This is a genomic window from Microbacterium foliorum, assembly GCF_006385575.1.
In the GTDB taxonomy this organism is placed as follows: domain Bacteria; phylum Actinomycetota; class Actinomycetes; order Actinomycetales; family Microbacteriaceae; genus Microbacterium; species Microbacterium foliorum_B.
Genome location: NZ_CP041040.1, coordinates 1,189,078 through 1,215,309 on the forward strand (window position 1 = coordinate 1,189,078; position 26,232 = coordinate 1,215,309).

Genomic DNA, 26,232 nt, shown 5'->3' on the forward strand with positions numbered 1-26,232 from the left:
GTCAGTTGCGGCTCTCTTCGGGTTCGATCGCCCCGAAGGCTGACCCTGTCTGGGCTGGCTCTGCGCTGCCGAAGCGGGAGCGGACGTCGCCGACGTCGGCCTGAATCGAGGCACCCGGTTCGTCGGATGTCTCGGCATCCGGGTGGTGGATGTCACGGTTCGACTCGCGATCTTGCTCTGAGCCGACCATGAGTTCGGGAGCGGTGAAACGTCGAGTCTGTGCCGTGACCGCGGGCGGAACCGCGTCCAGCGTCGACGCGCTGATGCCGGGGAACTGCCTGGCTGTCACGAGCACGCGGCTCTCGAGGGAGCCGGCGAACCTGTTGTAGCTGTCGACCGTACGCTCGAGCGCACGGCGCAGGTCGTCTGCGTGGCCGGCGAGCACGCCGAGTCGGTCGTACAGCTGCGTTCCCAGGTTCAGCAGTGCTCGTGCTTCGGTCGAGACCTCCTGCTGGGTCCAGCTGTAGGCGACGGTCTTGAGCACCGCCCACAGGTTCACGGGCGACGCGAGCGCCACTCTCTTGCTGAAGGCGTAGTCCAACAGCGTCGGGTCTTCGTCGATGGCCGCAGCGAGGAGCGACTCGCTCGGCAGGAAGCAGATGACGAACTCGGGGCTCGCGTCGAGACCCGACCAGTAGGCCTTCTTCGCGAGTGCGTCGATGTGGGCACGCACAGCCTTCACATGCTTCTGCATGTGCGTGCGCCGCTGAGCTTCGTGGGCGTCTCCGATCGGCAGCGCCGACGCCTCGAGATAGGCGTCGAGCGGCACCTTGGCGTCGACTGCGATCGACGTGCCGCCGGCCAGGCGGATCACCATGTCGGGGCGCCCCTGACCCCGATCAGACGAGATGGTCGACTGCAGGTCGAAGTCGACGTGACGGATCAGCCCCGCGGCCTCGACGACGCGGCGCAGCTGGGTCTCGCCCCAGACGCCGCGTGTGGCTGTCGACCGCAGCGCTCCGGCGAGCGACTCGGTCGTCGAGCGCAGCGCCTCGTCGGACTCCTGCGCGCGCCTGAGCTGCTCTGCGAGGGATCCGAACTGCGCATGCCGTTCCTGCTCGATGGCCGACACTTTCTGCTGCATCTGCTGCAGGCTCTCGCGAACGGGGGCGAGAGCCGTGAGCACCGCATTCTGCTGCTGCACACGCTGCGCCTCAGCGCGCTGCTCGAGTCTCGCGTGCTCGACGGCATCCCGATACAGGTCGTACTGCCGGTCGCGATCGTCTCGGGCGGCGGCGAGCTCTGCCTCGGCACGAGCGAGATCCGCCGCACCGCGGGAGCCACGGAGGAACCATCCCACTGCGGCTCCGGCCACGAGAGCGGCCAGGAGGAGAACGAGAGTGAGAGCATCCATGTGCTCCATGATGCGCTCGGCCACGGACATTCGTCCGGTGCGACTCAGGCGACGGCACGCTCCGGAGTCACGACGACCGGATCGGTCACACGCAGCTTGAGCGCATCGGCCAGGGAGAAGACGTCGGATGCGCCGTTCCTGCGGGCGGCATCGATGATGATGTGCGCGCAGGCGAGCGCGTCAGCGAGCGCGTCATGGTGGGTGAATCCGGTGAATCCGGCAGCCTCGGCAGCTTTCGGGAGCCGATACGACTCGAGCTCGTAGGTCTTGCGTGCAACCTGCAGGCTGCACAGCGAACGATACGGCGGGCAGTCGCCGCCGGTGGCCTCCGACGCGCGCCGGAGCACGTTGAGGTCGAAGCCCGCGTTGTGCGCCACGAGCACGTCTGCACCCGCGAAGGCGCAGAGACGGTCGAACTGATCCGACCAGGTGGCCGCGTCCAGTACATCGTGCGCACGGATGCCGTGGATCTTCGTGTTCCACTCCTGGAACTCGTCGTGCCCCGCCGGCGGGCGGATCAGCCATCCGGCCGTCGCGACGATCCGGCCATCGCGCACACGCACGAGGCCGACGGAGCAGGCTGAGGCGGGGCTGGAATTCGCCGTCTCGAAGTCGATAGCGGTGAAGTCCAGTGGCACATCCCCACTCTCTCCCGGCATCCGAGACGCCCCAGGATGACTCGCCGTAGGCTGGCGACATGAGTACCGACCGAGCGACATCCTTCGGCGCCGAAGCCGCGAACTACGAGGCCGGAAGACCCGACTATCCCTTCGAGGCAGTCACCTGGATGCTCGAGCCGATGCCGCACGGCTCTCGTCGCATCGTCGATGTCGGCGCGGGCACGGGCAAGCTCACGCGCGTGCTCGCTCAGGCACCGGACGCCGAGGTCGTGGCGGTCGACCCCGATGCCACCATGCTCGAGACCCTGCGCCGGAGCGTCCCCGGCGTTCCGACGTTCCAGGGAACCGCCGAGCGGATGCCGCTGCCCGACGCGAGCGTCGACGCCGCCGTGCTCGGTCAGGCGTGGCATTGGGTGGAGCCGTCAGCCGCGTCTGCCGAGCTCGGACGGGTCGTCCGCGCCGGGGGAGTCCTGGGGCTGATCTGGAACATCCGCGACGAGCGCGTGGAGTGGGTGCGCCGTCTGACCGAGATCATGCACAGCAGTGCGGCCGAGAACATGGTCAACGGCCCCGGTTCCGATGGCCCACGCATCGAGGCGCCCTTCACGTATGTCGAGAAGCAGCAGTGGGAGTGGGCCCGCCCGATGAGCAGGGCGAGACTGCACCAGATGGCGCTCTCACGCAGCTACCTCATCACCGCCCCCGCCGACGAGCGCGCGGAGATCACACGGCAGATGGACGACCTGTTCGACGAGCTGGGGCTCGAGGGCGAGGCGACGATCGACCTCCCCTACGTGACGCACGCGTTCCGCGCCGTGCGCGCCTGACCGGCATCCCGCAGGGACTGCGCATCCACGCCAGGTAGACTCGACCCCCGTGGCTCTCACTATCGGAATCGTCGGCCTGCCCAATGTCGGCAAGTCCACCCTCTTCAACGCTCTGACCAAGAACGACGTGCTCGCGGCGAACTATCCGTTCGCGACGATCGAGCCGAACGTCGGGGTGGTGAATCTTCCCGATCCGCGTCTCGACAAGCTCGCCGAGATCTTCGGCAGCGAGCGCATCCTGCCCGCTGCGGTGTCGTTCGTCGACATCGCCGGAATCGTGCGCGGCGCGAGCGAGGGCGAGGGGCTGGGCAACAAGTTCCTCGCGAACATCCGTGAGGCCGATGCGATCGCCCAGGTCGTGCGTGGTTTCGCCGACGACGACGTCGTGCATGTCGACGGCGCCGTGAACCCGGCATCCGACATGGAGACCATCAACGCCGAGCTCATGCTCGCCGACCTCGAGACCGTCGACAAGGCGATCACGCGGTACGAGAAGGAGGTGCGCGGCAAGAAGATCGAGCCCGTCGTCCTCGAGACCGCCAACGCGGCCAAGGATGCTCTCGAGCGCGGCGTGCTGCTGTCCGTCGCCGGCATCGACCTGACCCCGATCCGCGAGCTCGGGCTTCTCACGGCCAAGCCCGTCATCTTCGTCTTCAACGTCGACGAGGGCGTGCTCACGAACGATGCGCGTAAGGCGGAGCTCGCCGCTCTGGTCGCTCCTGCGAAGGCGATCTTCCTCGACGCGAAGATCGAGTCCGAGCTGATCGACCTCGACCCCGAGGACGCCGCGGAGCTGCTCGCGTCGACCGGCCAGGATGAGTCGGGTCTCGACCAGCTCGCCCGCATCGGCTTCGACACCCTCGGTCTGCAGACCTACCTCACGGCCGGGCCCAAGGAGGCGCGCGCGTGGACGATCCCCAAGGGATCCAAGGCCCCACAGGCCGCCGGCGTCATCCACACCGACTTCGAGAAGGGCTTCATCAAGGCCGAGATCGTGTCATTCGACGACCTCGTCGAGACCGGCTCCGTCGTCGAAGCCCGCTCCAAGGGCAAGGCCCGTCTCGAGGGCAAGGACTACGTCATGCAGGACGGCGACGTGGTGGAGTTCCGCTTCAACAACTGAGCGGGGTCCTGCCCGAGTGCTGGCCAGACTGGGGGCGGCTCGTACGAAGCCGCGGGTCGCGAATCAGATCTCGTCGCTACGTCGAGCACGCACGGTCCAGCCGACCTGCACCAATGCCTCCGTGAGGCGGTCGGCGGCGGCGCGCGCGACGTCGACGCTCGCGTCAGAGCAGACGTCGATGGCGATCGGCGGCGGATCGGCGAAGCGTGGAATCTGCACCTCTGCCCAGGCGTCGGGGGAAAGCGGCACCCGAGGGGACGCGGTGCGTGCGTCTCCGATGGCACTGTCCGCCGCGAAAGCGATGACGTCCAGTGCATGGAGCTTGGTGATCGGCATGTCCACGACGATGGTCACGACGAAAGCCGCGTTTGCGGTATCTCGGAACTCTGGCCTCACCGCATGAAGATATCACTCGGCGTGAACAGCAGGTCTAGCCGCGACGGTCGACGTCCTGACGCAAGACCTCGGGCCAGGCTTCGACCTCTCCCGGGGTGCGAGCGACCGTCAGAGTCGCGTTCGGGAGCAGCTCGGCAAGCGATTCCGCGGTCGACAGTGGGTGGCCGGGGTCGTCCACCCACGCCAAGATCGTCGTCGGCACATCGATTCGCGCGACGGACTCAGGGGCAGGCAGGTCGCTGATTGCCGCACCGCGTAGCAGCGACGGCAGGAGAGCGTCGGCGACGTCCGGCCACGTCTCCGGCGCACCGACGGTGGCCGGGGGTGGTGTCGATCCGCGCGTGGCGGCGTGGAACGCTTCGACACCGTCGGATTCGATGAGCGCTGCCGCCGTCCGGTAGATCGCGGCTTGATCGGGCCTGGTCTCCCAGGCGGTGGGCGGCACCATGAGTGTGAGCCCGGTGAAGCGGTCGGGCTCGCGCGACGCAGCATGCAAGAGAGTCGCGGCGCCCATCGAGGGGCCGACCCCGTGGACGGGTTCGCCCGGGAACCAGCGATCGAGCAATCGCAGAAGATCCTCGGCGAGGTTCGGCCAGCGATAGTCCTCCGAGACCTTGCGCCCGGTCGACCGACCATGGCCCCGTGCGTCGTACCGCAGCAATCGAGTTCCGCTGAGGCCTCGACCGAGGTCGAGATTGAGCACCCGATCGCGGGCCCGGCTCGACGTGAGGCCATGCAGTTGGACGACCGGATGTCCGCCTTCATCGCTCAGGGCGACAGCCAACTCGGCTCCGGCTACCTCGAAAGTGGGCATCGGGCTCCTCGATCGGTGACTTGCCGCGTCGGGTCGGGCAGGCGTGTAATTTTCAGGTTATCTGGGGGCGATAAGGTACTGCCCATGCGACTGACCAACGTCACGCACCTCCGCCTCCCGTTCGGACGGCTCTGGGGTTACGACGTCAGCGCGTCTGCGCTCGGACGCCCCCTCCCGGTGTCGTTCGATCAGCGGATCCATGTCGGAGCCGGCGATCGACCGGGATCCTGGATGGCGCTGTCGTTCCGGCTGCCCGCGCCGACTCGGCGAGAGTCGATCGCCGAGGCCTGGCTGGCTGTCATCGCCCGTCACGGCACGTTGCGATCGGCATTCGCGCCCGGTGCTGATGGTGATCCGATGCTGCACGAGATCGAGATCGGCCCCGGAAGCTGGGTCGAGCATGAGGTGGCCCCTGGTCAGGCCGTCAACGACGCGCTGCGGGAGGTTCTCGACGCGGCGTGTTCGCCATACCGGCATCCTTCGCACCGGCTGTGCGTGTTGGAGACTGCGGCGGGACTCACGGTCGTGATCGCTGCGGATCACGCGCACGTCGACATGTGGTCGATGCTGGTGATCGCGCGCGACCTCTTGTCTGCGCTCGACACGGGGACGGCGGGCGCGAAGCCGGTGCCGGTGCCGGAGCCGGCGCCGGCACCGGCGTTCGTCGAGCACACGCAGGCACTGCTGGATCGGGATGCTGCGCCAGACCGCGTGCGTCAGCGGTGGGAAGACATCATCGAGGACAGCGGGGGTGTGATGCCGCAGTTCCCCTTGCCGCTGGGAGCGCCCGAGCAGCACCGCGAGCGCGTGGAAGTGCGTGACGTGTTCGATGTCGACGACGCCGCGGCATTCGCTGCGCAGGCCCGTGACGACGGTGTCTCGACCCTCGCACGCGCAGTGGTCGCGATGACCGCGGTGACGCGCGAGATGGCGGGCACCCCGCTACGAGCCGTGTTCCCCGTGCACAGCCGCTTCGAGGACACGTGGCATGACTCGGTCGGGTGGTTCATCACCAACTCCGTCCTCGAGTCGGATGTCGCCGAACCGCACGCGGCGGCGGCAGCCGTGAAGGAGGCGGTGCAACTCGGTGCGTGGCCGCTCGCAGACGTGCTCGCTCCGTGGGGCGGCATGCCCGTAGCGCCCGGGATGTTCGCGATCTCGTGGCTGGACCTGCGCAGGCTGCCCGTGCGCATCGACTCTGTCGGGCTCGACGCCCAGTACGTCAGCGCAGCGACCGACACCGACGGCGTCATGCTGTGGTTCATCCTGGATGAGTCGGGGCTGCACCTGCGATGCCGCTATCCCGACACCGTCGAGGCTCGCGCCAGCGTCGGCGGATGGCTCGACCTGCTCGTCGCCAGGCTGCAGGCGGACGCGCGGTCGTCTGTTCGTGGACGGCTGCAGGTGGCGGATCGAACCTTCCGGCTCGAGCGTGCGAGCCGCGATGACATCGAGGCGATCGCAGCGCTGCTGTTCGACGATCAGTTCGGATCGGACCGTGAGAGCGTCGAACTCGAGCGATACGAGGCGGCCTTCAGCGCGGTCGCTCGTGACAGTTCCAACTATCTGGGGGTCGTCCGCGACAGTGCCGACCGCATGGTCGCCACGATGCAGCTGACGGTCATCCCGGGCCTTTCCCGTGGTGGTTCGACCCGATTGCAGATCGAGGGACTGCGAGTGGCGCCAGGGGAGCGGTCACGCGGCCTGGGCACGGCGATGCTCGAGTGGGCACACGAATTCGGTCGTGCGCGGGGCGCGCGACTGGCGCAGGTGACCACAGACGAGGCACGGGATCGGACGCGCGCGTTCTATGCCCGACTCGGATACCAGACCGCGCACGTCGGGTTGAAACGGCACATCTAGCGCGCGAGCTCGGATCCCCGCTACGCGACGAGTGCGTGCGGGTATTCCGTTGCTCGGCCCTGGAAGCTCAGGATGCTGGGGTTCTGGATCACTCCATCCCGGATCTCGATCGCGCGTGTGAGCGTCGAGTTCTCGGCCCATGCTTCGGGACCGGAGAGCACGGTGCGGAGGAACGGCAGCAGAGCCTCGCTGATGTCCCAGGTGGCGGAGTTCCACAGGTACGACGGGCTGTGATCGACCGCGTAGTAGTTGAGGCCCTGTCCCACCGTGAACATCGGATCGTCGAACGTCGTCGGTGTCGCCCATTCGAATCCCATGCCCTCGTCGCAGGAGACATCGATGATCAGACTGCCCGATGCGAAGCGGTCGAGGTCCTCGGTGCGCAGATACGTCAACGGCGCTGCGACGTCCTGCAGAGTGCAGTTGACGACGATGTCGTAGGTCGCCAGGAAGTCGGGGAGGAGCACGGGGCCGTCCTCGGTGTCGACCTCGCTGAGGTGCGTGGGTCCGTCGTCGGTGTTGAGCTGAGTGAGGTGGGAGTTGTGGATCGGGGAGCCCACGGCCGCCGCCCCGCGCTGAGTGAGGACTTCGATGTCATGCACTCCGTGCGCGTTCAGTGCCGTCACCGCGCCCCGTGCCGTCGCACCGAAGCCGATGACGACCGCGCGAAGCCGGGGCCCGTAGTCACCGGTCGAACCGACGAGGCTGAGAGCATGGATCACCGAGCAGTAGCCGGCCAGCTCATTGTTCTTGTGGAAGACGTGCAGGCTCATGTCACCCTGCGCGGTCCAATGGTTCATGGCCTCGAAGGCGATCAGCGTCAGGCGGCTGTCGATCGCGGTCTGCGTGAGCGTCACGTCCTGCACGCAGTGTGGCCAGCCCCAGAGGATCCGCCCCTCGGCGATCTCGGCGACGTCTGCGAGCTGCGGCTTCGGAAGCAGCAGCACGTCGGCGGAGGCGAGCACCTCTGCCCGGTCGGCGACGCGTCCCACGCGGGCTTCGATGTAGCCCGGCTCGAGCTGGAAGTCCGTGCCATAGCCGCGCTCGACGATCATGCGAGCGCGAATGTCCGCGTCGATGCGGTCGAGGTGACGGGGATGAATGGGGAGGCGTCGCTCATTCTCCATCGAGGAGTTCGCCAGTACGCCGAGGGTCAGAAGGCCCTGTGCGGAGGTGGAGGGGTGGACGGCGGACGAACGTGTCGTGTCGGACAACGGGTTCCCATCTTCGGGGAACCAGAGTCAGCTCCTGGCCTGACTCTACGCCCCTGGGCGCGCGAGGGGTCGCACAGTCCGATCTCGGCAGACGCGCTCGACTACGCTTGATGTCGATCCCTGACAGCCGAACGAGGAGCCGCGCGCGCATGACCGATACCCAGATCTTCGAGCCAGAGGGCCGCGCCATCCCCTTCGTGGATGAGGGAGACGGGCCGGTCAAGCTGGTTCTGATCCAGGAGCAGGGGCTCGCTGCCGACGTTCTGGGCGTCGCCGCGCACTACCTCGCGGAGGAGGCGGGTTTCCATGTGCTGCGGATCGGACACCGGTCGGACTCCGAGGCGACGCTCGACGAGCGCGTCGATGACGTCATCGCCGTGATCGATCACGTCGGCATCAAAGACACCTGGGTCGGCGGTCACGGCTTCGGCGGCACGATCGCACGTGCGCTGGTGGCGGCGCACAGCGACCGGGCCAACGGTCTGCTTCTGCTCGGTGTCGAGGACGTCGACATCGCGGTCGCGCCGGCGATTCCCGTGCTCATCGTGCAGGGGACCGAAGACACCGACACCCCCGCGGCGAACGCCGAAGCACTGCAGGCGACGATCCCCGACCGATCGAGCATCAAGACGATCGCAGGCGACCACCTGTTCCCGATGCATCACCCGATCGAGACCGGCGTGATCATCGAGGAATACCTGGACTGGGACTGACTTCGATGGCAGCGACCGGCCGCACCGTCGTCCTCGCGATCGATCTGCAGGCCGGCGTGACACCCGGATGCTTCGACGAACTGGGCGTGCTCTCACGCACTGCAGCCCTGGTCGACAGGGCTCGCGCAACCGGAGTGCCCGTCGTCTGGGTGCATCACGACCCCGTCGGCGTGGGCACCCCTGAGTGGGAGCTGGCGGCTCCTCTGCACCGCGCAGAGGGTGAGCCCCTCGTGCGCAAGGACTACCGGGACTCCTTCGCCGACACGACCCTGCGAGCGACGCTCGACGAGCTGGGTGCGACGCGTCTGGTGATCGCCGGCGCGCAGTCCGACTTCTGCGTGCGCACCACCATGCAGCGGGCAGCGGCAGAGGGCTACGACGTCACGCTCGTGAGCGACGCCCACACCACGGCCGACACCGAATGGGATGGCGTGCCGATCTCGGGGGAGCAGATCGTCGCACACACCAACATGTACTTCTCGGGGCTGCGGTATCCCGGGCAGGAGTTCGCGATCGCCACGCACGATCAGGTCGCGCTCTGACAGCGCGCGTCGACTCGGCAGCGAAGGCACCGCGGAACAAGACGATTCCTGAACCGCGACCCGAGTCTGAGATGCCATCGCGCGCCTGAGATGATGGTCTGATGACCGCTACCCTCGTCGCCCAGAACCTGGCAGGCGGCTATGGCCACCGCATTCTCTTCGAGGGGCTCGACCTGACGGTCGCTCCCGGCGATGTGATCGGCGTGGTCGGTGCGAACGGAGCGGGCAAGTCGACACTGCTCCGCCTTCTCGCCGGCGTGGATGCGCCGATGGGAGGGTCGATCTCGCTCGCACCGACTGACGCGTTCGTCGGCTGGCTGCCTCAGGAGCACGAGCGAGTAGAAGGTGAGACGGTCGCGGAGTACATCGCGCGCCGCACCGGCTGCGCGACGGCCACGCGCGAGATGGATGCCGCTGCGGCGGCGCTCGGAGACCCGACGCTCGCGCCGGCGGGCACAGACCCGGCCGATACCTATTCGCAGGCGCTCGACCGGTGGCTCGCCAGCGGCGCGGCCGATCTCGAGGAACGCATCCCCGCGGTGCTCGCCGACCTCGGGCTCCCGAGCGGGAGCGGTGTCGCATCCGATGCGCTCATGACCGGGCTGTCCGGTGGTCAGGCCGCTCGAGTCGGCCTCGCCGCGCTGCTGCTGTCGCGCTTCGACATCGTGTTCCTCGACGAGCCGACCAACGATCTCGACCTCGACGGACTGGACCGACTCGAGTCGTTCGTCCGTGGACTCCGCGGCGGTGTCGTGCTCGTGAGCCACGACCGCGAGTTCCTGGCGCGCAGTGTGACTCGTGTGCTCGAGCTCGATCTCGCTCAGGGATCGAATCGCCTCTACGGGGGCGGATACGACGCGTACATCGAGGAACGAGCCGTCGTGCGCCGGCACCTGCGGGAGAAGTACGACGAGTTCGCCGACAAGAAGGCCGACCTCGTCTCCCGCGCCCGCACGCAGCGAGAGTGGTCGAGCCAGGGTGTGCGCAACGCCATGAAGAAGTCGCCCGACAACGACAAGATCAAACGCAAGGCATCGGCCGAGTCGAGCGAGAAGCAGGCGCAGAAGGTGCGTCAGATGGAGAGCCGGATCGCGCGCCTCGACGAGGTCGAGGAACCTCGCAAGGAGTGGCAGCTGGAGTTCACGATCGGATCGGCGCCTCGATCGAGCACCGTGGTCTCGACACTCAGCGGCGCGGTGTTCCAGCAGGGGACCTTCACCATGGGGCCGCTTTCGCTGCAGATCGATGCCGGCGACCGCATCGGGATCACTGGTCCGAACGGAGCAGGCAAGTCGACGCTGCTCCGCGCTCTCCTCGGGCGGCAGAAGCCGATCGACGGGACCGCAAGTCTCGGAAGCAGCGTGCAGATCGGTGAGATCGATCAGGCCCGCTCGCTGCTCATCGGTGACGCGGCGCTCGCGGACGCGTTCGAGGCTCTCGTTCCCGAACTGTCTTCGGCGGAGGTGCGGACCCTGCTGGCCAAATTCGGCCTGAGAGCCGACCACGTCACTCGTCCCGTCGGCGCCCTGTCTCCGGGCGAGCGCACCCGGGCGGCGCTGGCCCTGCTGCAGTCGCGTGGCGTCAACCTGCTGGTGCTCGACGAACCCACGAACCACCTCGATCTGCCAGCGATCGAGCAGCTCGAGCAGGCGCTCGAGTCGTACGTGGGAACGCTGCTGCTGGTGACGCATGACCGGCGCATGCTGGAGGCCGTGCAGACGAACCGTCGATGGAGCGTCGAGAACGGCCAGGTGAGCGAGCTCTGAGGCTCAGCGCCCCTGACGCTTCTTGTACGGCTTAGGCTGCCCCTTCACGACGGGCGCGCGGCCTTTGCCCTTGGACGCCTTGGCTTTGCCGCCGGCCGGGCCGGCCGTCTTCGGTGCAGGCGGGGGAGCAGCGGCCACCGTCGCCTGAGCTTCGACGAGGAACAACTCGCCGACGCTCGTCAGCCGCGGTGTTCCTTCGCGGTTGATCAGGGTGTGCCCCACCTCGTCCTCGAGCTTGTCGAGAGAGGTGTAGAGCGATGCCAGGGGGATGCCCAGTTGCTTGGCGGCTCGGGGGAAGTGCAGCGTCTCGGCGACGACGACGTAGCGACGGAGCAATGCCAGCTTCATGCGGGTGAACGATCCTTCTCGATCCGCGACGATCGCGGGTCTCTGTCTAACCTACGCGAGGCGGATGCGCGCGTGCCCCAGACGCACGGATGCCGCGGCTCGATGAGCCGCGGCATCCGGTGATTCTCTCGTTCAGGCGACCTGCGGAAGCACCGCGAACGATACGGAGCCTTCGTCGTCGACGCCGGCGTCGAGCACCTTGTCGTCGAGCGCGGCTGCAGCGGTCTCATCGAGGAAGAGTCGGGTGCCCGAGACCTCGACCACCCGGTCATCGGGCTCGGGGTCCGGGGCGACGAGGACCGCGAGGCGTGCGCCTCCGTCCGGTCCGGCAGCAGGCGTGGAGTGGATGCGAAGGCCTGCGTCGGTGGCGTCGGTCTGACGGCTGACGAGGGTGTTCACGATTGCGGTGGCGTTATCGGTGAGGGTGAGCACGAGACTCTCCTTCCGGTTGCTGTCACGCCGCGGGTGCGACGTGTCCGGGCTACGATTCCGCACACCCCGGGGGCGATTCAACCCGACGCGCCCGGTTCGGAGCGGTCTCCCACCTGATGCAGAGGTTTTCTCAGGAACACCTGCTCGGTTCCGTCGCCCTGCGGCACCCGCTCCGCCTCTTCATAGCCGCACGCCTTGTAGAGACGTATGTTCGCCTCGCTCAGGCTGCCGGTGAAGAGCTCGGCCTCACGGGCCGTCGACGAACGCTCGGCTGCGTCCAGCAGAGTGCGTCCGATGCCCTCGCCCTGCGTGTCGGGAGCTATCGCAATCCTGCCGATCAGCAGCACTCCGTCAGCTTCGACGAATCGGATCACTCCCACCAACCGGCCGTTCTGGCGGGCTGTCAGCCCCTTGCTCGAGCGCAGCTCGGCCTCGACCTCGGGCAGGGTCTGGGTCAGCGGGGGCATGTCGGCGCTGCCGTAGATCTGCGCCTCCGAGACGAACGCCGCTCTCTGAAGGGTGAGCACCTCACCCGCATCCGATTCTGAGACGGGCCCGATCACCACGTCTGTCGCGTTCTCGTCGCTGTCGGTCTGGGCTCTTTCTGAATTCGTCACTGCGCCACGATCTGATGCGACCGGGGGGACTGTCAACCCCCTCGATCCGGACGGTGCGCGGAGCTAGCCTCGCAGTTCCGAACCCCAGGAGGACTCCATGGCTGAGAAGACCGCGTCCAAGACCGGCAACGCATCCAAGCGCGGAGCGAAGACGACCAGACGACAGAACGCCGAGAAGGGATTCACGGCATCCGCGACGCTCGCCGCCAATCTGCAGCTGGTGCTCGTCGACCTGATCGAGCTCTCACTGCAGGGCAAGCAGGCGCACTGGAACGTGGTGGGCCGCAACTTCCGCGACACGCATCGTCAGCTCGACGAGATCATCGACGCCGCCCGCTCATTCAGCGACACGGTCGCAGAGCGCATGCGCGCATTGCACGCGGTGCCCGACGGACGTACCGACACGATCGCCGAGTCGACGTCGCTTCCGGCGTTCCCGATGGGTGAGGTCTCGACGACCGACACGATCGATCTCGTGACGGCGCGTCTGGATGCCGTCGTGGCGACGATCCGCGACGTGCACGACGAGGTCGATGAAGAAGACCCCACATCCGCCGACATCCTGCACGCGGTGCTCGAGAGCCTCGAGCAGTTCGCGTGGATGGTCAGCGCCGAGAACCGCACCCCGGCCGGTCGCTGACCTCGGCGGGGAGCCTCGCTTCAGGTCTCGTCGTCCGCCCCGCCTCGCTCGGCCTCGCGCCGCACGAGGCGGGGGAGGACGAGCCACAGCAGGAGCACACCCACGAACGAGGAGACGAGCGCGATGAGTCCCGCGGTTCTGCCGACGGTGAAGTCGATGATGAGTGTCGTGACGCCGATCGTGAGTGCGGCGATCGCCACGAGATCGATCTTGACGATGCGAGCGGCCACCCGCACGAGTTCAGGTTTGCGGCGCCGACCGAACAGCGCCCGGTGCATGCCCACGGGGGCCAGCGCGAGGATCGTGGCCACGGCGGCGAGACCTACGAGCACCACGTACACGTCCCGCTGGAACTCGTCCATGTCCTCGAACCGGGGAGTGAACGCCACGGCGAGCAGGAACCCCGTGAGGATCTGGGTGCCGGTCTGCATCACGCGCAGTTCCTGCAGCAGCTCCTCCCAGTTGCGGTCTGCGCGCTCGTTGCGCGTCTCATCTCGTCCGTCGCGGAGGTCGTCGAGCTCCGCGGGTGGCGCGGGTCGTTCATCGGGATCCATGCCGCCAGTCTTGCGGGATGCCGCGGATCCTGTCCAGATACTTGTGCGTCGACCGAGAAGGAGATCATGATGACGCTTCCCCCGATCCGGGAATGGTGGTCAGAGCTGTCGCTCGAGGCGCGGGTCGATGTGCTCGGGGAGTCGGCGCCGCAGCTGAGCGAGCGGGCCCGAGCCGAGATACGGACGATCACAGGCGCGGTGGTCGGCATGACCGAGATGCTCTCGGACGAAGACCTCGACTACGCCCGCTCGGAGACACGCTCGGAGATCGCGGACGAGGATTCCGACTGACTCGACGCGCTCAGCTGTCTTCGGAAGCCTGCTCCTCGCGCAGTCGGGGTGTCGTCCGGCGTTCCGGGCGCAGGCCGGCCTTGTCGGCGTAGAAGGCGCGGATCCGGTCCATATCAGCCGCGACGTCACCCGTCAGTTCGAGGGTGGGGCCGAGGCCGGTGGTCATCGTCGTGCGGTCGACGAACCCGAGTGTCACCGGCATCCCGGTCTCTCTCGCGATCCGGTAGAAGCCGGACTTCCAGTACTCGTTGCCCCCGCGGGTGCCGTCTGGCGTGATCACGAGACCGAAGACACTGCCGGAGTGCACCTGCGCGACGACGTCGTTGACGACTCGTGCCGGGTCGGCTCGGTCGACGGCGATGCCGCCGATGCTGCGCATGATCGGCCCTCGCCAGCCCCGGAACAGGCTGTTCTTGCCGAGCCAATGCACCTCGATGTCGAGCCGCCATGCGATCGCCAGCATGAGGACGAAGTCCCAGTTCGACGTATGCGGCGCACCGATCAGGATCGTGGGTCGGGTAGGTGTCGTCTCGGCGGTGAGGGTCCAGCGGCTGACTGCCCAGAAGAGGCGGGCGAGGAGTCGTTTGAGCACTCGTCAACCGTAGAGCAGAGCTCCTGTTTATCCGCTGTCGTCCGACGAGCGCCTTTTCGCGCCATCCCGTCGACACAGGCGTACCATCGAATGATGGCCAAGACACAGGACTCCGCCGAGCAGGACGCACCGACCGTGCTTCAGCCGCTGATCGGAACTCCGAACCTGCTTGATGACGACGCCGCCGGATACTGCAGCGGCGGCGTCTGCCACTTCCCTGCGCCGAAGACGCAGTAGCGATCAGACGCCGCCGCAGCGGTGACGGTCAGTGGCCGCCGTGCATGGCATCGGCCACATCGTCTGCAGGCTTGCGGACGAACGCGCTCAGCGCGACGGCGGCGAGCGAGATGATCGCGGCGATGAGGAACGCCATCCGTGCACCCGGTGCTCCGGCGGTGGCGACGTCGAGTCCCTCGGCCTCTCCGGCGTGCAGGATCGCCGAGTAGGTAACCGTGAGGACGGCGACACCGGCTGCCCCGCCGACCTGCTGGAGCGTGTTCAGCACCGCCGAGCCGTGCGAATACAGCGAACGCGGCAGCGACCCGAGTGATGCGGAGAACAGCGGCGTGAAGGACATCGCGAGACCGACCGACATCGCGGCCTGCACGATGATCAGCACCCACCACACGGTGTGCTCCCCGACGGTCGAGTAGTAGAACAGCGCCGCCGAGACGAGGATCGTTCCGGGAATCAGGAGCGGGCGCGTTCCGCGAGCGTCGTAGACGCGCCCCATGAGCGGTCCGAGGAGGCCCATCAGTACCGAACCCGGAAGCAGGATCAGGCCGGACTCGAGCGCGTTGAGGCCCGCGACGTTCTGCAGGTACTGGGGGAGCAGGGTCAGCGTTCCGAACATCGACAGCGCGAGGATCGCCATGATGATCACGGCGAACGTGAAGTTGGCGGAGCGGAACACCCGCAGATCGAGCAGCGCGTCGTCGATCCGCTGCAGCACCAGCTGACGCCACACGAACAGCGCGAGAGCGACGGCACCCACGACGAGTGCGGTGACGCCGGCTGCCTCACCGGAACCACCCTCGCCACCGAACTGGCTGAGGCCGAACACGATGCCGCCGAAGCCGAGCGCCGCGAGCGGGATGGAGAGCACGTCGAGGGGGACCTTGCGTGTCTCGCCGAGGTTCGTCATCCACTTGACCCCGATGAAGAGAGAGACGAGGGCGATCGGCAGGATGATCGCGAACAGCGCGCGCCAGTGGAGCGTCTCGAGCACCGCTCCCGCGAGGGTCGGGCCGATCGCGGGGGCGAGCGAGATGACGAGGCCGACCCGGCCCATCATGCGACCGCGCGACTGCGGCGGTACGACGTTCATGATCGTCGTCATGAGCAGCGGCATCATGATGCCGGTGCCGGCGGCCTGGATGACGCGACCGAGCAGCAGGATCTCGAAACCGGGTGCCACGAGAGCGACGAGGGTGCCGAGGGAGAACGAGGTCATCGCGGCGATGAAGACCTGGCGCGTCGTGAAACGCTGCAGGATGAACCCGGTGGTCGGGATCACGACGGCCATCGTCAGCATGAACGCGCTCGTCAGCCACTGGCCGAGTTCGGGCGGGATGCCCAGATCGGCGTTCAGGTGGGGGATCGCGATCCCCATCGTCGTCTCATTGAGGATGGCGACGAAGGCGGCGACGAGGAGAAGCCAGATCACCCGCATGTCACTGCGGGCGATCCCGCCTCCGGCCGCGGCCGCGGGGGGCGTGGTGATCGAACCGGTGTCGACGACAGACATACGGCCTCCTGGGCACGAGAAAGAGATGGGGGAGGGTCGCGCGAGTGCGCGGGGACCATTCAGCGTAACCACAGCTTGCGACATTCCATTCCGGATCCGGGTGGATCCGATCTCAGAGGATCATCACGGTGTCGATCAGCCCCCGATGTCACCGGCGCTGACTACGCTGGCGAGATGAGCATGGGTGGCGGACGCGGCGGATTCCGCGGCGTGGACGAGAGCGCGCAGCGTCGACTCAATGCTGAGGCCCCGCGGATCAGCGGTCTGGGCGGCAGAGTGGTCGCGCTCTTCCGCCCCTACCGGTGGCGCATCTTCTGGACCGGCGTGCTGGTCGTCATCGGAGCCGGCATCGCGGTGATCCCTCCGCTGATCGTCCAGCGCATCTTCGATGACGCGCTCTTCCCTGTCGACGGAGGTCGCCCGCAGCTGCAGCTCCTCGGCTGGCTGGTCGGCGGGATGGTCGCCCTCTTCCTTCTCTCCGCGGTTCTCGGTGTCGCTCAGACGTGGCTGACGTCGACGGTGGGCAACAACGTCACCGGCGACCTCCGTGTGCGCCTGTTCGAGCATCTGCAGGCGATGGAGCTCGGGTTCTTCACCCGGACGAAGACCGGCGTGATCCAGTCCCGCCTGCAGAACGACGTCGGCGGTGTCTCGGGAGTGCTGACGAACACCGTCACCAGCATCCTGGGCAATGTCGTCACGGTCATCGCCTCGCTTGTCGCGATGATCCTCATCGACTGGCGCCTCACACTGATCGCCGTCGTGCTGATGCCGTTCCTGATCATCGTGCAACGCCGCGTGGGCCAGGTGCGTGCGCGCATCGCCGGAGAGACGCAGGAGTCGCTGTCCGAGCTCACCTCGATCACGCAGGAGACGCTGAGCGTCTCGGGGATGCTGCTCTCCAAAGCGTTCAATCGCCAGCGCACCGAATCCCAGCGCTACCAGGCCGAGAACCGCAACCAGGTGGTCCTGCAGGTGCGGCGGGCGATGAGCGGTCAGGGCTTCTTCGCCGTCGTCCAGGTGCTGATGGCGAGCGTCCCGGCCGTCATCTACCTCGTCTCGGGGTACCTCATCGCCGGCGGCACCGGCGCGATCACCGCCGGTACGGTCGTGGCGTTCACGACCGTCCAGGCTCGTCTGCTGCAACCGCTGATGGGTCTCATGCGGGTGTCGCTCGACCTGCAGACGTCATCCGCGCTGTTCGCCCGCATCTTCGAGTACCTCGACCTCGTGCCTGAGATCCAGGACGCGCCGGATGCGATCGCAGTCTCCGAAGCCCCGGGGCCGCGCGGGCGGATCGAGTTCGCGGATGTCGTCTTCCGCTACCCGGATGCGGCGCCCGACGCTCGTCCCACGCTGCAGGGCGTGTCGTTCGTCGCCGAACCGGGGCAGCATGTGGCATTCGTCGGTCCGTCGGGCGCCGGCAAGACGACAGTGCTGTACCTTGCTCCGAGGCTGTACGAGGCGCATGGCGGCGCTGTGCTCTTCGCGGGAGCCGACGTGAAGACCCTCACGCAGGAGTCGATCATCGATCAGGTCGGCATAGTGTCTCAGGAGACCTACCTGTTCCACGCCACCATCCGCGAGAACCTGCTCTACGCCCGCCCGGAGGCGACGGACGAGGAGATGATCGCTGCCTGCACCGCGGCCAACATCCACCACATCATCAGCGGGTTCGAAGACGGCTACGACACGGTGGTCGGAGAGCGGGGCTACCGCCTCTCGGGTGGCGAGAAGCAGCGCATCGCGATCGCCCGCGTGCTGCTGAAGGATCCACCCGTGCTGCTGCTCGACGAGGCGACCTCCGCCCTCGACACCGTGTCGGAGCGCGTCGTTCAGGAGGCGTTGGACGAAGCGGCGAAGGGGCGCACGACCCTCACGATCGCGCACCGACTCTCGACGATCATGGGTGCGGACGTCATCCACGTGGTGGAGGCCGGGCTGATCGTCGAGTCGGGCACCCATGCCGAACTCCTCGCCCGGGGAGGTCTCTACGCCGAGCTCGCCGCGCAGCAGGTGGCCGCGTCGCGCGTGCTCGACACGGAGATGGTCATCGAGACGGCGGTCTCGGGAGGCATGCGTGCCGCACTCGTCGACCGCCGAGCCGACCGGGCGCCGGAGGACTCGGCCGGAGCGGATGCGGTCGATGCCCTCACCGCGCCGGTTCCGCTGCTCGAGGTGCCTCGCGCGGACGAGCGGGTGTACCCGGCCGAGGGGTGAGACGCGCTCAGTGCACCGACAGGCCGCCGTCGATGAACAATGACTGCCCTGTGACGTAGCTCGAGCCGACACCGGCGAGGAACACGGCTGCCGCCGCGAAGTCTGCGGGCAGCCCGTTGCGGCCGATCATCGTCCGAGCGGCGAGTGCCGCGATCTGCTCCGGATCCTCCTGCAACCGCGCGTTGAGCGGGGTGAGCACGAATCCGGGCACGAGGGTGTTGCTCGTGACTCCGGTTCCACCCCACGCCTCGGCCTCAGAGCGCATCAGCGACTCCACGGCTCCCTTCGACGCCCCGTAGACACCGCTGCCGACGAAGGCACGATGCGCCTGCTGCGAGCTGATCTGGATCAGGCGCCCGAAGCCGCGCTCGGCCATGCCTGTGGCGTAGCGCTGCCCGAGCAGGAAGGGGGCGAGCGCGTTGACGGTCATCGTCGCGTCCCAGTCCTCCTCGGTGATCTCGGCGAACGGCGGGCGGATGTTGATCCCTGCGGAGTTCACGAGGATGTCGGGTTCGCCGAACGGCTCGATGGCAGCCTCGGCGAGAGCCCGGATTCCCTGACGAGAGCTGAGATCCCCGACGACGCCGGCTGCGCGGCATCCCGCGCGAGTGAGCTCGGCGACGGTCTCGGTGATCCGGGCTTCGCCGCGCGCGACGATCACCGTGGACGCACCAGCCCTCGCGAGGGCGGTCGCGATGCCTCGTCCGATGCCCGAGCTCCCGCCGGTGACGACCGCTGTGCGGCCCTCGAGCGAGAAGAGGTCGGCGAGGTACTGGTTCACGGGTCTCCTCATGGCGCGGCTCACCACGCCAGGGCGGCGGTGAGTGCGGGGTCGGGGCGGGCGGCGGAGCGCTCGGGGAGTGCTTCGATCTCGGCGACGAACGCATCGATCTCCGCCGAATATGCGGAATCGTCGTGGGTGCGTGCTATCTCGAGCAGCGGGGGCACGTCCATGGTGAGAATCAGCTCCAGCCTGGCCGTGACGGCGGCGCGGGCGCCCGCCTCATGCAGCACTCGGATTCCGCCCCGCAGCGCGTCCAGGTAGTCGCGCAGCACCGGGAGCTGTGCCCGGCCCTGCGTGATCGAGGTTCCGTCAGCCCGCAGACGCCAGTTCACGACGGTGTCGGGGATGACGTCGAAGCTGCGTGCGCGGGTGTACATCAGCTGCGCGACCACCTGATCCTCATACGCCACGCCCTCGGGAAACCTGAGATCGCTCCAGAAGTCGGTGCGGCTGATCTTCGACCACGCCACGATGTTGGCGCTCGCACGCGGGTGCTCCATGATCGTGGTGCGCAGCCGCGCCGGAGATGTCGCCGCCGACACCCATGGCTGCACCCGCCCAGGGACATAGCGCTCGCCGTCGAAGCGCGATCGCACGTAGGCGCCGGCGACGAAATCGCTGCCGGTCTCGGTGACGGTGCCGAGGAGGCGCTCGAGTGCCGTGGAGGTGAGTTCGTCATCACCGTCGAGAAAACCGACGAAGGGCGTGTCGACCAGGTCGAGACCCACGTTCCGTGCGGCGCCGAGTCCTCGTGACGCCTCGTGCCGCAGGCTTCGGAACCGTGGATCCGACGCGGCCGCTGCGGCGAAGATCTCTGCGGTGTCGTCGACGGAGCCATCGTCGATGAGGAGAGCGCGCCACCGTGTCTCTGACTGCGAGAGCAGCGAGTCGAGTGCGGCGGGAGCGAAGGCGCCGATGTCGCGGCCGGGGACGATCAGGGTCACGATCGGGGCGGATGCGGTCACCAGCCGAGTCTATGGCCGCACGCGCTGCTCACGCCGTTCAGTGATGGGCGACTGCACGCACCGCCTCGGCCACCAGCGCGGCGAGCCGCTCAGGCAGATCGGGGGGAAGCGCCTCGCGTCCGAATGTGAAGCGCACGGAGGTCTGTGCGACAGCAGGGGACACCCCGCACGCGAGGAGCACGTGCGAAGGCTCATCGCTTCCGGCCGCACACGCCGAGCCGCTCGACGACACGACTCCCCGTCGCTCGAGCTCAAGCAGAACTGCCTCGCCGCTCACCCCGGCGAACGCGAAGCTCGCGGTGCCGGGAAGCCGCGCCACCGGGTCACCGGTGAGCGATGCCCGCGGCACGAGCGCCTGCACCGACGCGATGAATCGTCCGGTCGAAGCCCTGAGCCGAGTGTTCACCTCATCGCGCTCGGCGTCGGCGAGTTCCAGCGCTGTGGCGAGGGCCACCGCCCCCGCGACGTTTTCGGTGCCCGAGCGGCGGCCCCGCTCCTGGCCGCCGCCGTGCATGAGGGGTTCGAGCGCGATGCGCCCCCGCACGGCGAGCGCTCCGATGCCCTTGGGCGTCCCGAGCTTGTGTCCGGCCACCGCTATCGCGTCCGCTCCGAGGTCGGCGAGCGGCAGCCACCCCGCCGACTGCACGGCGTCGACATGCAGCGTTACGCCTGCGCTGCGGGCCGCTGCTGCGAGTGCGGGCACGTCCTGGATCGTGCCGATCTCGTTGTTGGCGTGCCCGATGGCGACCAGTGCGGTGTCATCGCGCAGGGACTGCGACAGTGCGGCAGCGGAGATCCTGCCGAGCGCGTCGACCGGAGCCGCCGTGACCTCGACGCCGTGGAAATGACGCAGGTAGTCGGCGGACTCGAGGATCGACTCGTGCTCGATCGGCGAGACGACCAAGTGCCGACGGCCACGGACCAGGGCTCCGAGCACGATCCCCTTCACCGCGAGGTTGTTCGACTCTGTTCCGCCGGAGGTGAAGATCACATCGCCGGAGCGCATCCCGAGAACGCAAGCGACCCGTGAACGTGCCTCGTCGAGCGCGCTCGCCGCAGCCTCGCCGTATGTGTGATGGCTCGACGGGTTGCCGAACACGCCGGTGAGGAAGGGGCGCATCGCGTCGAGCACCTCCGGGCGGACCGGGGCAGTCGCGGCGTGGTCGAGATAGAGCATCCGCGTCAGTCGATCCGCACGTCCAGGCCGAGGTCGAGCGCCCTCGCCGAGTGCGTCAACGCTCCGACCGAGATCACGTCGACCCCGGTCGCCGCGATGCCGGCGACCGTGTCGAGATTCACGCCGCCCGAGGCCTCGACCTGCGCGCGGCCATCGATCAGCGCCACTCCCGCGCGCAGCTCGTCGAGCGAGAAGTTGTCGAGCAGCACGGTGTGTGCGCCGCCGTCGAGCACCACCGGGATCTGATCGAGCCGGTCGACCTCGACGACCACATGGGTGGTGTGCGGCAGGCGCGAGAGCGCATCGCGCAGAGCGGTGGCGAGGTCGACGCCCGAGCGCTTCAGCACCGCGAGGTGGTTGTCCTTGGCCATCACCGCGTCCGACAGTGAGTGGCGGTGGTTGTGTCCGCCTCCCGAGAGCACGGCATGCCGTTCGAAGGCGCGGAGTCCCGGGGTCGTCTTCCGAGTATCCGCAATGCGTGCCGGCGTTCCGTCGATCGCGCGCACGTACGCGGCGGTGACTGTCGCGATGCCGCTCATCCGCTGCGTGAAGTTCAGCGCGATGCGCTCGGCTGTGAGGATCCCTCGGCCGGATCCCGACACCGAGGCGAGCACATCACCCGCAGAGAAGGCGTCACCGTCACCCACGTGCACGTCGATCGCGATCGTCGGATCGGTGAGACGGAACGCGGCCGAGAACACCTCTCCTCCGCTGAAGATCCCCGCTTCACGGGCGACCAGGTCGGCGGTGGCGGTGGCATCCGAGGGCAGCAGCGTGGTGCTGGTGAGGTCGCCCCAGGGAGCGTCCTCCTCGAGCGCTGCGCCGACGACGCGGGTGATGTGGGCGGGGGTGAGCATCAGACGGTCTCCAGGAGAGGTGCGGTGACGGGGTCGCGGAAGTGCGCACCGATCGAGTCGGTGCGGGCGAGAGCTGCGGATGCCGTCGCCTCGCCGAGCAGGAGCAGGTTCGCGTCCTCGCGCTCGGCGACGGTCGTGGGGTCGGGGGCGGCGGCGAGCCAGCGACGCACCGTGATCACGGCATGCCGGAGACCGTCTTCCGAGCGCAGCAGGCCCACGTGGTCCCACATCAAGCGCTGGAGTGCTGCGCGATCGAACGCGGTGCCGTCGGCGTCCACGTCGTCCGAGCCCCGGCCATCGTCGCGCATCGCGTCGTTCACAGGCTCGACACGGGTGTCCGTCTGGGGATGCTGCCAGGGTGCATCGAGCGCCGCTGCCGCTCGTGCGCTGAAGACGGCGCCTTCGAGCAGGGAGTTCGAGGCGAGGCGATTCGCTCCGTGCACGCCCGTCCGCGCGACCTCGCCCACCGCGAACAGGCCATGGATGGACGTGCGGCCGTCGAGGTCGGTGACGACGCCGCCCATAAGGTAGTGCGCGGCCGGTGTCACGGGAATCGGCTCGGACGCCCAGTCGAAACCCCGTTCACGCGTGACCCGATCGATGGTCGGGAACCGATCTGCGAGCCGGGGTCCGCCGATCATCGTCGCGTCGAGATGCACGGGGGAGCCTTGCCGGGCGGTCTGTCGGGCGATCGCCCGGGCGACGACATCGCGCGGGGCGAGTTCGCCGTCGGGGTGGGTGTCGAAGACGAATCGCCGACCGGCCGCGTCGATCAGGGTCGCCCCTTCGCCGCGCACGGCTTCGGAGACGAGGAACGCGGGGCCCTCGGCCAGGATCGTCGGATGGAACTGCACGAACTCGAGGTCCGCGACCGCGGCGCCGATGCGCAGTGCGGCGGCGATGCCGTCTCCTGTGGCGCCCAGGGGGTTCGTGGTGTGCGCGAAGAGGTGACCGGCGCCGCCCGTCGCGAGGATCACTGCATCGGCTGAGAGGTCGGAAGTCACGCCGTCGACCACGACGCGGATGCCACGCGCGGTGCCGTCGTCGACGATCACGTCTGCGAGGAAGGCGCCTTCGACGACGGTGATCTCGGCGCTGCGGACAGCGGCCACCAGCGCCTCGGCGATCGCCGCTCCGGTGGCATCCCCGCCGGCATGGACGATGCGGGCGTGACGGTGAGCAGCCTCGCGTCCGAGCAGGAGCTCGCCGTCCGGCGACCGGTCGAATGCGACGCCTCGGGCGATCAGCTCGGCGATCCGTGCCGCGCCGTCTCGCACGAGAACCTCGACGGCGGCCGCATCCGAGAGCCCTGCCCCCGCATCGATCGTGTCGGCCGCGTGCTGCGCCGCCGAGTCGCCTGCGCCGTAGATCCCGGCGACGCCACCCTGCGCGTACCCCGTGCAGCCGTCGCCGATCGCGCCCTTCGTCACGACGGTGACCGAGTGCCCGGCCTCTCGCGCGTGCAGCGCTGCGGTCAGTCCGGCGATCCCCGATCCGACGACGATGACGTTCATCGTGCGCTCGCCACCACGGGCGGCTTCGCCGCCAGCATCCGCTCGAGAGCGATGCGAGCGGGATCGGCCACATCGGCCGTCACCGTGATCCGGTTCGGGGTGCGACCCGCGACGAGCTCTTCCAGCACCCAGGCGAGGTACCCGGGGTGGATGCGATACATCGTCGAGCAGGGGCACACCACCGGGTCGAGGCAGAAGATCTCGTGCTGCGGGAACTGCGCCGCGAGGCGGCGGACGAGGTTGATCTCGGTGCCGATCGCGAACGTCGTCGGGGTGGTCGCCGCGGCGATCGCTCGGCGGATGTAATCGGTCGAACCCGCCTCATCAGCCGCGTCGACGACGGCCATGGGGCTCTCCGGGTGCACGATCACCCGGACGCCGGGGTGCTCCGCCCGCGCCTGGTCGATCTGGTCTACGGTGAACCGGCGGTGCACCGAACAGAACCCGTGCCACAGGATCACCCGGGAGTCGACGAGCTCCGCCGCGGAAGAGCCGCCGAGCGCCTTGCGAGGGTTCCACATCGGCATCTGCTCGAGAGGCACGCCCATCGCCTTCGCGGTGTTGCGTCCGAGGTGCTGGTCGGGGAAGAACAGAACTCGTCGCCCGCGCTCGAAGGCCCACTCGAGCACGGTCTGCGCGTTCGACGAGGTGCAGACGATCCCGCCGTGTCGGCCGACGAAGCCCTTGATCGCGGCGGAGGAGTTCATGTACGTGACGGGGATCACCGGCACTCGACCGTCCTCGTCCTCCGCGTCGAGGTCGCCGAGCACGTCGGCGAGCTGTTCCCAGCAGTCCTCGACCTGATCGATGTCGGCCATATCGGCCATCGAGCACCCGGCCGCGAGGTTCGGCAGGATCACCGCCTGATCGGGGCCGGAGAGCAGGTCGGCCGTCTCGGCCATGAAGTGCACGCCGCAGAACACGATGGCCTCGGCATCGGGGCGCTCCTTCGCGGCGGTCGCGAGCTGGAACGAGTCGCCCACATAGTCGGCGTGCCGCACCACCTCTTCGCGCTGGTAGAAGTGTCCGAGGACGACGGCACGGTCGCCGAGCGTCGCCTTCGCCGCGCGGATGCGCTCGTCGAGGTCGTCCTCGCTCGCCTCGCGGTACTCGGCAGGGAGCTCTCCCTGACGCGGTGCCCCGGTCGGGATGACGTCACCCATAGACGAACCAGGGCCATAGCCCGGGCGGGAGTCGAAGTCCCAGGGCCCGACGGCGAGATCGGTCGTGCATGTCGCATCTGTCGATGCGCCCGACACGATCGACTGGATCGCGTGGTCGACGGAGGCGTCGATCGGCTGGACGACCGGCGTCGGAACGAAGGTGATGCTCATCGGGTGCTCGTCTCCTCAGGGCCGAGAGGGCCGCGATCGGCCAGCTCGACATCGGTGTTGTAGCGGTACAGGCGGGCGGGGCGGTGACTGCCGGTGCGGAACCGGTCGGTCGGGAGCAGGTTGCCGGCGGACTCGACCTGACGGCGGAAGTTAGCCGGATCCAGGTGCTTTCCGAGGATCGCCTCGTATGCCTCGCGGAGGTCGGCCAGGGTGAACTCCGCAGGGAGGAACCCGTGGGCGACGCGGCTGTAGCCGACCTTGCTGCGCAGACGCCAGAGCGCGTAGTCGACGATCTTTCGGTGATCGAAGGCGAGCGGCGGCAGGTCGCCGAGATCGAACCAGCGCACGTTCTCGGGAGCGAGACCGGATGCTCGATGCGCGGCGCTCTGCGCGTCGACGTCGTCCTGACGCAGCAGCGCCCAGTAGACGATCGAGACCACACGAGTGGGGGAGCGGTCGACGGCTCCGAAGGCGTAGAGCTGCTCGAGGTAGCTGGGCGTGAGCCCCGTCGTTTCGGCGAGCGTGCGGGCGGCGGCGTCGACCGGTGATTCGGTCGGAGTCAGCCATCCGCCGGGCAGAGCCCACTGGTCGGCGAACGGCTCTCGGGTGCGCAGCACCAGCGGCAACGCGAGCACCGCAGCGCCGTCCTCGGTGCGACGCAGCGTGAGGATCACGGTCGACACGGCGACATCGATGCCTCTGGTTTGAGTCATGGGTACCTTATCCTCCGAGATCGATCTTAGTGTCATCGCGACCATTAGTGCGCGCATGTGACGATGCGGCACACCTGAAGCCGAAACGTTATATACCAGCGTTCCGGAGTCTTGTTGCCCTGTTGGCTATTTGTTAGGTTACTGTCCTAACAAATCCCTTTCGGGGGATCTGTCGCGAGTCCCACTCGGGGCTCGGCTCCATCCGGAGATCCCTC

Annotated in this window: 28 protein-coding genes; 10 read left to right on the forward strand and 18 right to left on the reverse strand. The window is 68.1% G+C overall.

Going from position 1 to position 26,232, the window contains the following annotated elements; all coding sequences use genetic code 11:
* Position 1: 1 nt before the first annotated feature.
* Positions 2 to 1,354, reverse strand: coding sequence for a DNA recombination protein RmuC (locus FIV50_RS05685; RefSeq protein WP_140038651.1), 1,353 nt, complete (start codon positions 1,352 to 1,354; stop codon positions 2 to 4).
* A 44-nt stretch (positions 1,355 to 1,398) separates the two neighbouring features.
* On the reverse strand, positions 1,399 to 1,992 hold the full coding sequence (locus tag FIV50_RS05690; protein WP_140036591.1) for an exonuclease domain-containing protein: 594 nt from the start codon (positions 1,990 to 1,992) through the stop codon (positions 1,399 to 1,401).
* A 59-nt stretch (positions 1,993 to 2,051) separates the two neighbouring features.
* On the opposite strand from FIV50_RS05690, the gene FIV50_RS05695 reads away from it, so the two are divergent.
* A complete protein-coding gene (locus tag FIV50_RS05695) occupies positions 2,052 to 2,801 on the forward strand; it encodes a class I SAM-dependent methyltransferase (protein WP_140036592.1) in 750 nt (249 codons plus the stop codon).
* Positions 2,802 to 2,850: 49 nt separating this feature from the next.
* Positions 2,851 to 3,924: a redox-regulated ATPase YchF gene (ychF, locus tag FIV50_RS05700; protein WP_056376106.1), complete on the forward strand. Its 1,074-nt coding sequence runs from the start codon at positions 2,851 to 2,853 to the stop codon at positions 3,922 to 3,924.
* A 63-nt stretch (positions 3,925 to 3,987) separates the two neighbouring features.
* On the opposite strand, the gene FIV50_RS05705 is transcribed toward ychF, so the two are convergent.
* Together FIV50_RS05705 and FIV50_RS05710 are read right to left on the reverse strand one after the other, a co-directional pair.
* Positions 3,988 to 4,278, reverse strand: a complete 291-nt coding sequence (locus FIV50_RS05705; RefSeq protein WP_258184437.1) for a hypothetical protein — start codon at positions 4,276 to 4,278, stop codon at positions 3,988 to 3,990.
* A gap of 76 nt (positions 4,279 to 4,354) precedes the next feature.
* On the reverse strand, positions 4,355 to 5,134 hold the full coding sequence (locus FIV50_RS05710) for an alpha/beta fold hydrolase (RefSeq protein ID WP_140036593.1): 780 nt from the start codon (positions 5,132 to 5,134) through the stop codon (positions 4,355 to 4,357).
* An 84-nt stretch (positions 5,135 to 5,218) separates the two neighbouring features.
* Between FIV50_RS05710 and FIV50_RS05715 the strand changes: the two genes are divergently transcribed.
* The gene (locus FIV50_RS05715) at positions 5,219 to 6,997 is read left to right on the forward strand and encodes a GNAT family N-acetyltransferase (RefSeq protein ID WP_140036594.1); all 1,779 of its coding nucleotides are present in this window, start codon (positions 5,219 to 5,221) and stop codon (positions 6,995 to 6,997) included.
* Between the two features lie 20 nt (positions 6,998 to 7,017).
* On the opposite strand, the gene FIV50_RS05720 is transcribed toward FIV50_RS05715, so the two are convergent.
* Entirely contained in the window at positions 7,018 to 8,124 is a 1,107-nt protein-coding gene (locus tag FIV50_RS05720; protein ID WP_140038653.1) for a N(5)-(carboxyethyl)ornithine synthase, read from the reverse strand.
* 236 nt (positions 8,125 to 8,360) lie between these two features.
* Here FIV50_RS05720 and FIV50_RS05725 point away from each other — a divergent pair, with 236 nt between their 5' ends.
* The 3 genes from FIV50_RS05725 to FIV50_RS05735 all read left to right on the forward strand — a co-directional run bounded on the left by FIV50_RS05725 (position 8,361) and on the right by FIV50_RS05735 (position 11,232).
* Complete coding sequence (locus FIV50_RS05725) at positions 8,361 to 8,924, forward strand: alpha/beta fold hydrolase (protein WP_140036595.1); 564 nt, start codon at positions 8,361 to 8,363, stop codon at positions 8,922 to 8,924.
* A 5-nt stretch (positions 8,925 to 8,929) separates the two neighbouring features.
* Entirely contained in the window at positions 8,930 to 9,466 is a 537-nt protein-coding gene (locus tag FIV50_RS05730; RefSeq protein WP_140036596.1) for an isochorismatase family protein, read from the forward strand.
* Positions 9,467 to 9,567: 101 nt separating this feature from the next.
* The gene (locus FIV50_RS05735) at positions 9,568 to 11,232 is read left to right on the forward strand and encodes an ABC-F family ATP-binding cassette domain-containing protein (RefSeq protein ID WP_140036597.1); all 1,665 of its coding nucleotides are present in this window, start codon (positions 9,568 to 9,570) and stop codon (positions 11,230 to 11,232) included.
* Positions 11,233 to 11,235: 3 nt separating this feature from the next.
* On the opposite strand, the gene FIV50_RS05740 is transcribed toward FIV50_RS05735, so the two are convergent.
* The 3 genes from FIV50_RS05740 to FIV50_RS05750 all read right to left on the reverse strand — a co-directional run bounded on the left by FIV50_RS05740 (position 11,236) and on the right by FIV50_RS05750 (position 12,629).
* The gene (locus FIV50_RS05740; RefSeq protein ID WP_042542034.1) at positions 11,236 to 11,580 is read right to left on the reverse strand and encodes a LysR family transcriptional regulator; all 345 of its coding nucleotides are present in this window, start codon (positions 11,578 to 11,580) and stop codon (positions 11,236 to 11,238) included.
* Positions 11,581 to 11,712: 132 nt separating this feature from the next.
* Positions 11,713 to 12,012, reverse strand: a complete 300-nt coding sequence (locus FIV50_RS05745; protein WP_140036598.1) for a Fe-S cluster assembly protein HesB — start codon at positions 12,010 to 12,012, stop codon at positions 11,713 to 11,715.
* Positions 12,013 to 12,089: 77 nt separating this feature from the next.
* Entirely contained in the window at positions 12,090 to 12,629 is a 540-nt protein-coding gene (locus tag FIV50_RS05750; protein ID WP_258184438.1) for a GNAT family N-acetyltransferase, read from the reverse strand.
* A gap of 97 nt (positions 12,630 to 12,726) precedes the next feature.
* Between FIV50_RS05750 and FIV50_RS05755 the strand changes: the two genes are divergently transcribed.
* Positions 12,727 to 13,269, forward strand: a complete 543-nt coding sequence (locus tag FIV50_RS05755; RefSeq protein WP_140036599.1) for a Dps family protein — start codon at positions 12,727 to 12,729, stop codon at positions 13,267 to 13,269.
* A 20-nt stretch (positions 13,270 to 13,289) separates the two neighbouring features.
* On the opposite strand, the gene FIV50_RS05760 is transcribed toward FIV50_RS05755, so the two are convergent.
* Positions 13,290 to 13,823 (reverse strand): DUF6328 family protein, encoded by a 534-nt coding sequence (locus tag FIV50_RS05760; protein WP_140036600.1) that lies wholly within the window; start codon positions 13,821 to 13,823, stop codon positions 13,290 to 13,292.
* 69 nt (positions 13,824 to 13,892) lie between these two features.
* Here FIV50_RS05760 and FIV50_RS05765 point away from each other — a divergent pair, with 69 nt between their 5' ends.
* The gene (locus FIV50_RS05765) at positions 13,893 to 14,114 is read left to right on the forward strand and encodes a hypothetical protein (protein WP_140036601.1); all 222 of its coding nucleotides are present in this window, start codon (positions 13,893 to 13,895) and stop codon (positions 14,112 to 14,114) included.
* A 10-nt stretch (positions 14,115 to 14,124) separates the two neighbouring features.
* On the opposite strand, the gene FIV50_RS05770 is transcribed toward FIV50_RS05765, so the two are convergent.
* Entirely contained in the window at positions 14,125 to 14,706 is a 582-nt protein-coding gene (locus FIV50_RS05770; protein ID WP_140036602.1) for a 1-acyl-sn-glycerol-3-phosphate acyltransferase, read from the reverse strand.
* Between the two features lie 93 nt (positions 14,707 to 14,799).
* On the opposite strand from FIV50_RS05770, the gene FIV50_RS17645 reads away from it, so the two are divergent.
* Positions 14,800 to 14,943, forward strand: a complete 144-nt coding sequence (locus tag FIV50_RS17645; RefSeq protein WP_181164348.1) for a hypothetical protein — start codon at positions 14,800 to 14,802, stop codon at positions 14,941 to 14,943.
* Positions 14,944 to 14,971: 28 nt separating this feature from the next.
* Here the strand turns inward: FIV50_RS17645 and FIV50_RS05775 are convergent, their stop codons facing one another.
* Positions 14,972 to 16,453 (reverse strand): MDR family MFS transporter, encoded by a 1,482-nt coding sequence (locus tag FIV50_RS05775; protein ID WP_140036603.1) that lies wholly within the window; start codon positions 16,451 to 16,453, stop codon positions 14,972 to 14,974.
* Positions 16,454 to 16,633: 180 nt separating this feature from the next.
* On the opposite strand from FIV50_RS05775, the gene FIV50_RS05780 reads away from it, so the two are divergent.
* Entirely contained in the window at positions 16,634 to 18,673 is a 2,040-nt protein-coding gene (locus FIV50_RS05780) for an ABC transporter ATP-binding protein (RefSeq protein WP_181164374.1), read from the forward strand.
* Between the two features lie 7 nt (positions 18,674 to 18,680).
* On the opposite strand, the gene FIV50_RS05785 is transcribed toward FIV50_RS05780, so the two are convergent.
* Genes FIV50_RS05785 through FIV50_RS05815 form a run of 7 tightly spaced genes read right to left on the reverse strand, consistent with a single transcriptional unit; the run spans position 18,681 to position 26,017 of the window.
* Positions 18,681 to 19,454 (reverse strand): SDR family NAD(P)-dependent oxidoreductase, encoded by a 774-nt coding sequence (locus FIV50_RS05785; RefSeq protein ID WP_219846263.1) that lies wholly within the window; start codon positions 19,452 to 19,454, stop codon positions 18,681 to 18,683.
* Positions 19,455 to 19,474: 20 nt separating this feature from the next.
* Positions 19,475 to 20,422: a glycosyltransferase family 2 protein gene (locus FIV50_RS05790; protein ID WP_140036606.1), complete on the reverse strand. Its 948-nt coding sequence runs from the start codon at positions 20,420 to 20,422 to the stop codon at positions 19,475 to 19,477.
* Positions 20,423 to 20,459: 37 nt separating this feature from the next.
* A complete protein-coding gene (locus FIV50_RS05795; RefSeq protein ID WP_140036607.1) occupies positions 20,460 to 21,599 on the reverse strand; it encodes a cysteine desulfurase family protein in 1,140 nt (379 codons plus the stop codon).
* A 5-nt stretch (positions 21,600 to 21,604) separates the two neighbouring features.
* A complete protein-coding gene (nadC, locus tag FIV50_RS05800; RefSeq protein WP_140036608.1) occupies positions 21,605 to 22,456 on the reverse strand; it encodes a carboxylating nicotinate-nucleotide diphosphorylase in 852 nt (283 codons plus the stop codon).
* Complete coding sequence (gene nadB / locus FIV50_RS05805) at positions 22,456 to 23,970, reverse strand: L-aspartate oxidase (protein ID WP_140036609.1); 1,515 nt, start codon at positions 23,968 to 23,970, stop codon at positions 22,456 to 22,458. Before nadB ends, nadC begins: the two co-directional genes overlap by 1 nt.
* Entirely contained in the window at positions 23,967 to 25,304 is a 1,338-nt protein-coding gene (gene nadA / locus FIV50_RS05810) for a quinolinate synthase NadA (protein WP_140036610.1), read from the reverse strand. The genes nadB and nadA overlap by 4 nt, the downstream gene beginning before the upstream one ends.
* Complete coding sequence (locus FIV50_RS05815) at positions 25,301 to 26,017, reverse strand: NUDIX hydrolase (protein ID WP_140036611.1); 717 nt, start codon at positions 26,015 to 26,017, stop codon at positions 25,301 to 25,303. Before FIV50_RS05815 ends, nadA begins: the two co-directional genes overlap by 4 nt.
* Positions 26,018 to 26,232: the final 215 nt, after the last annotated feature.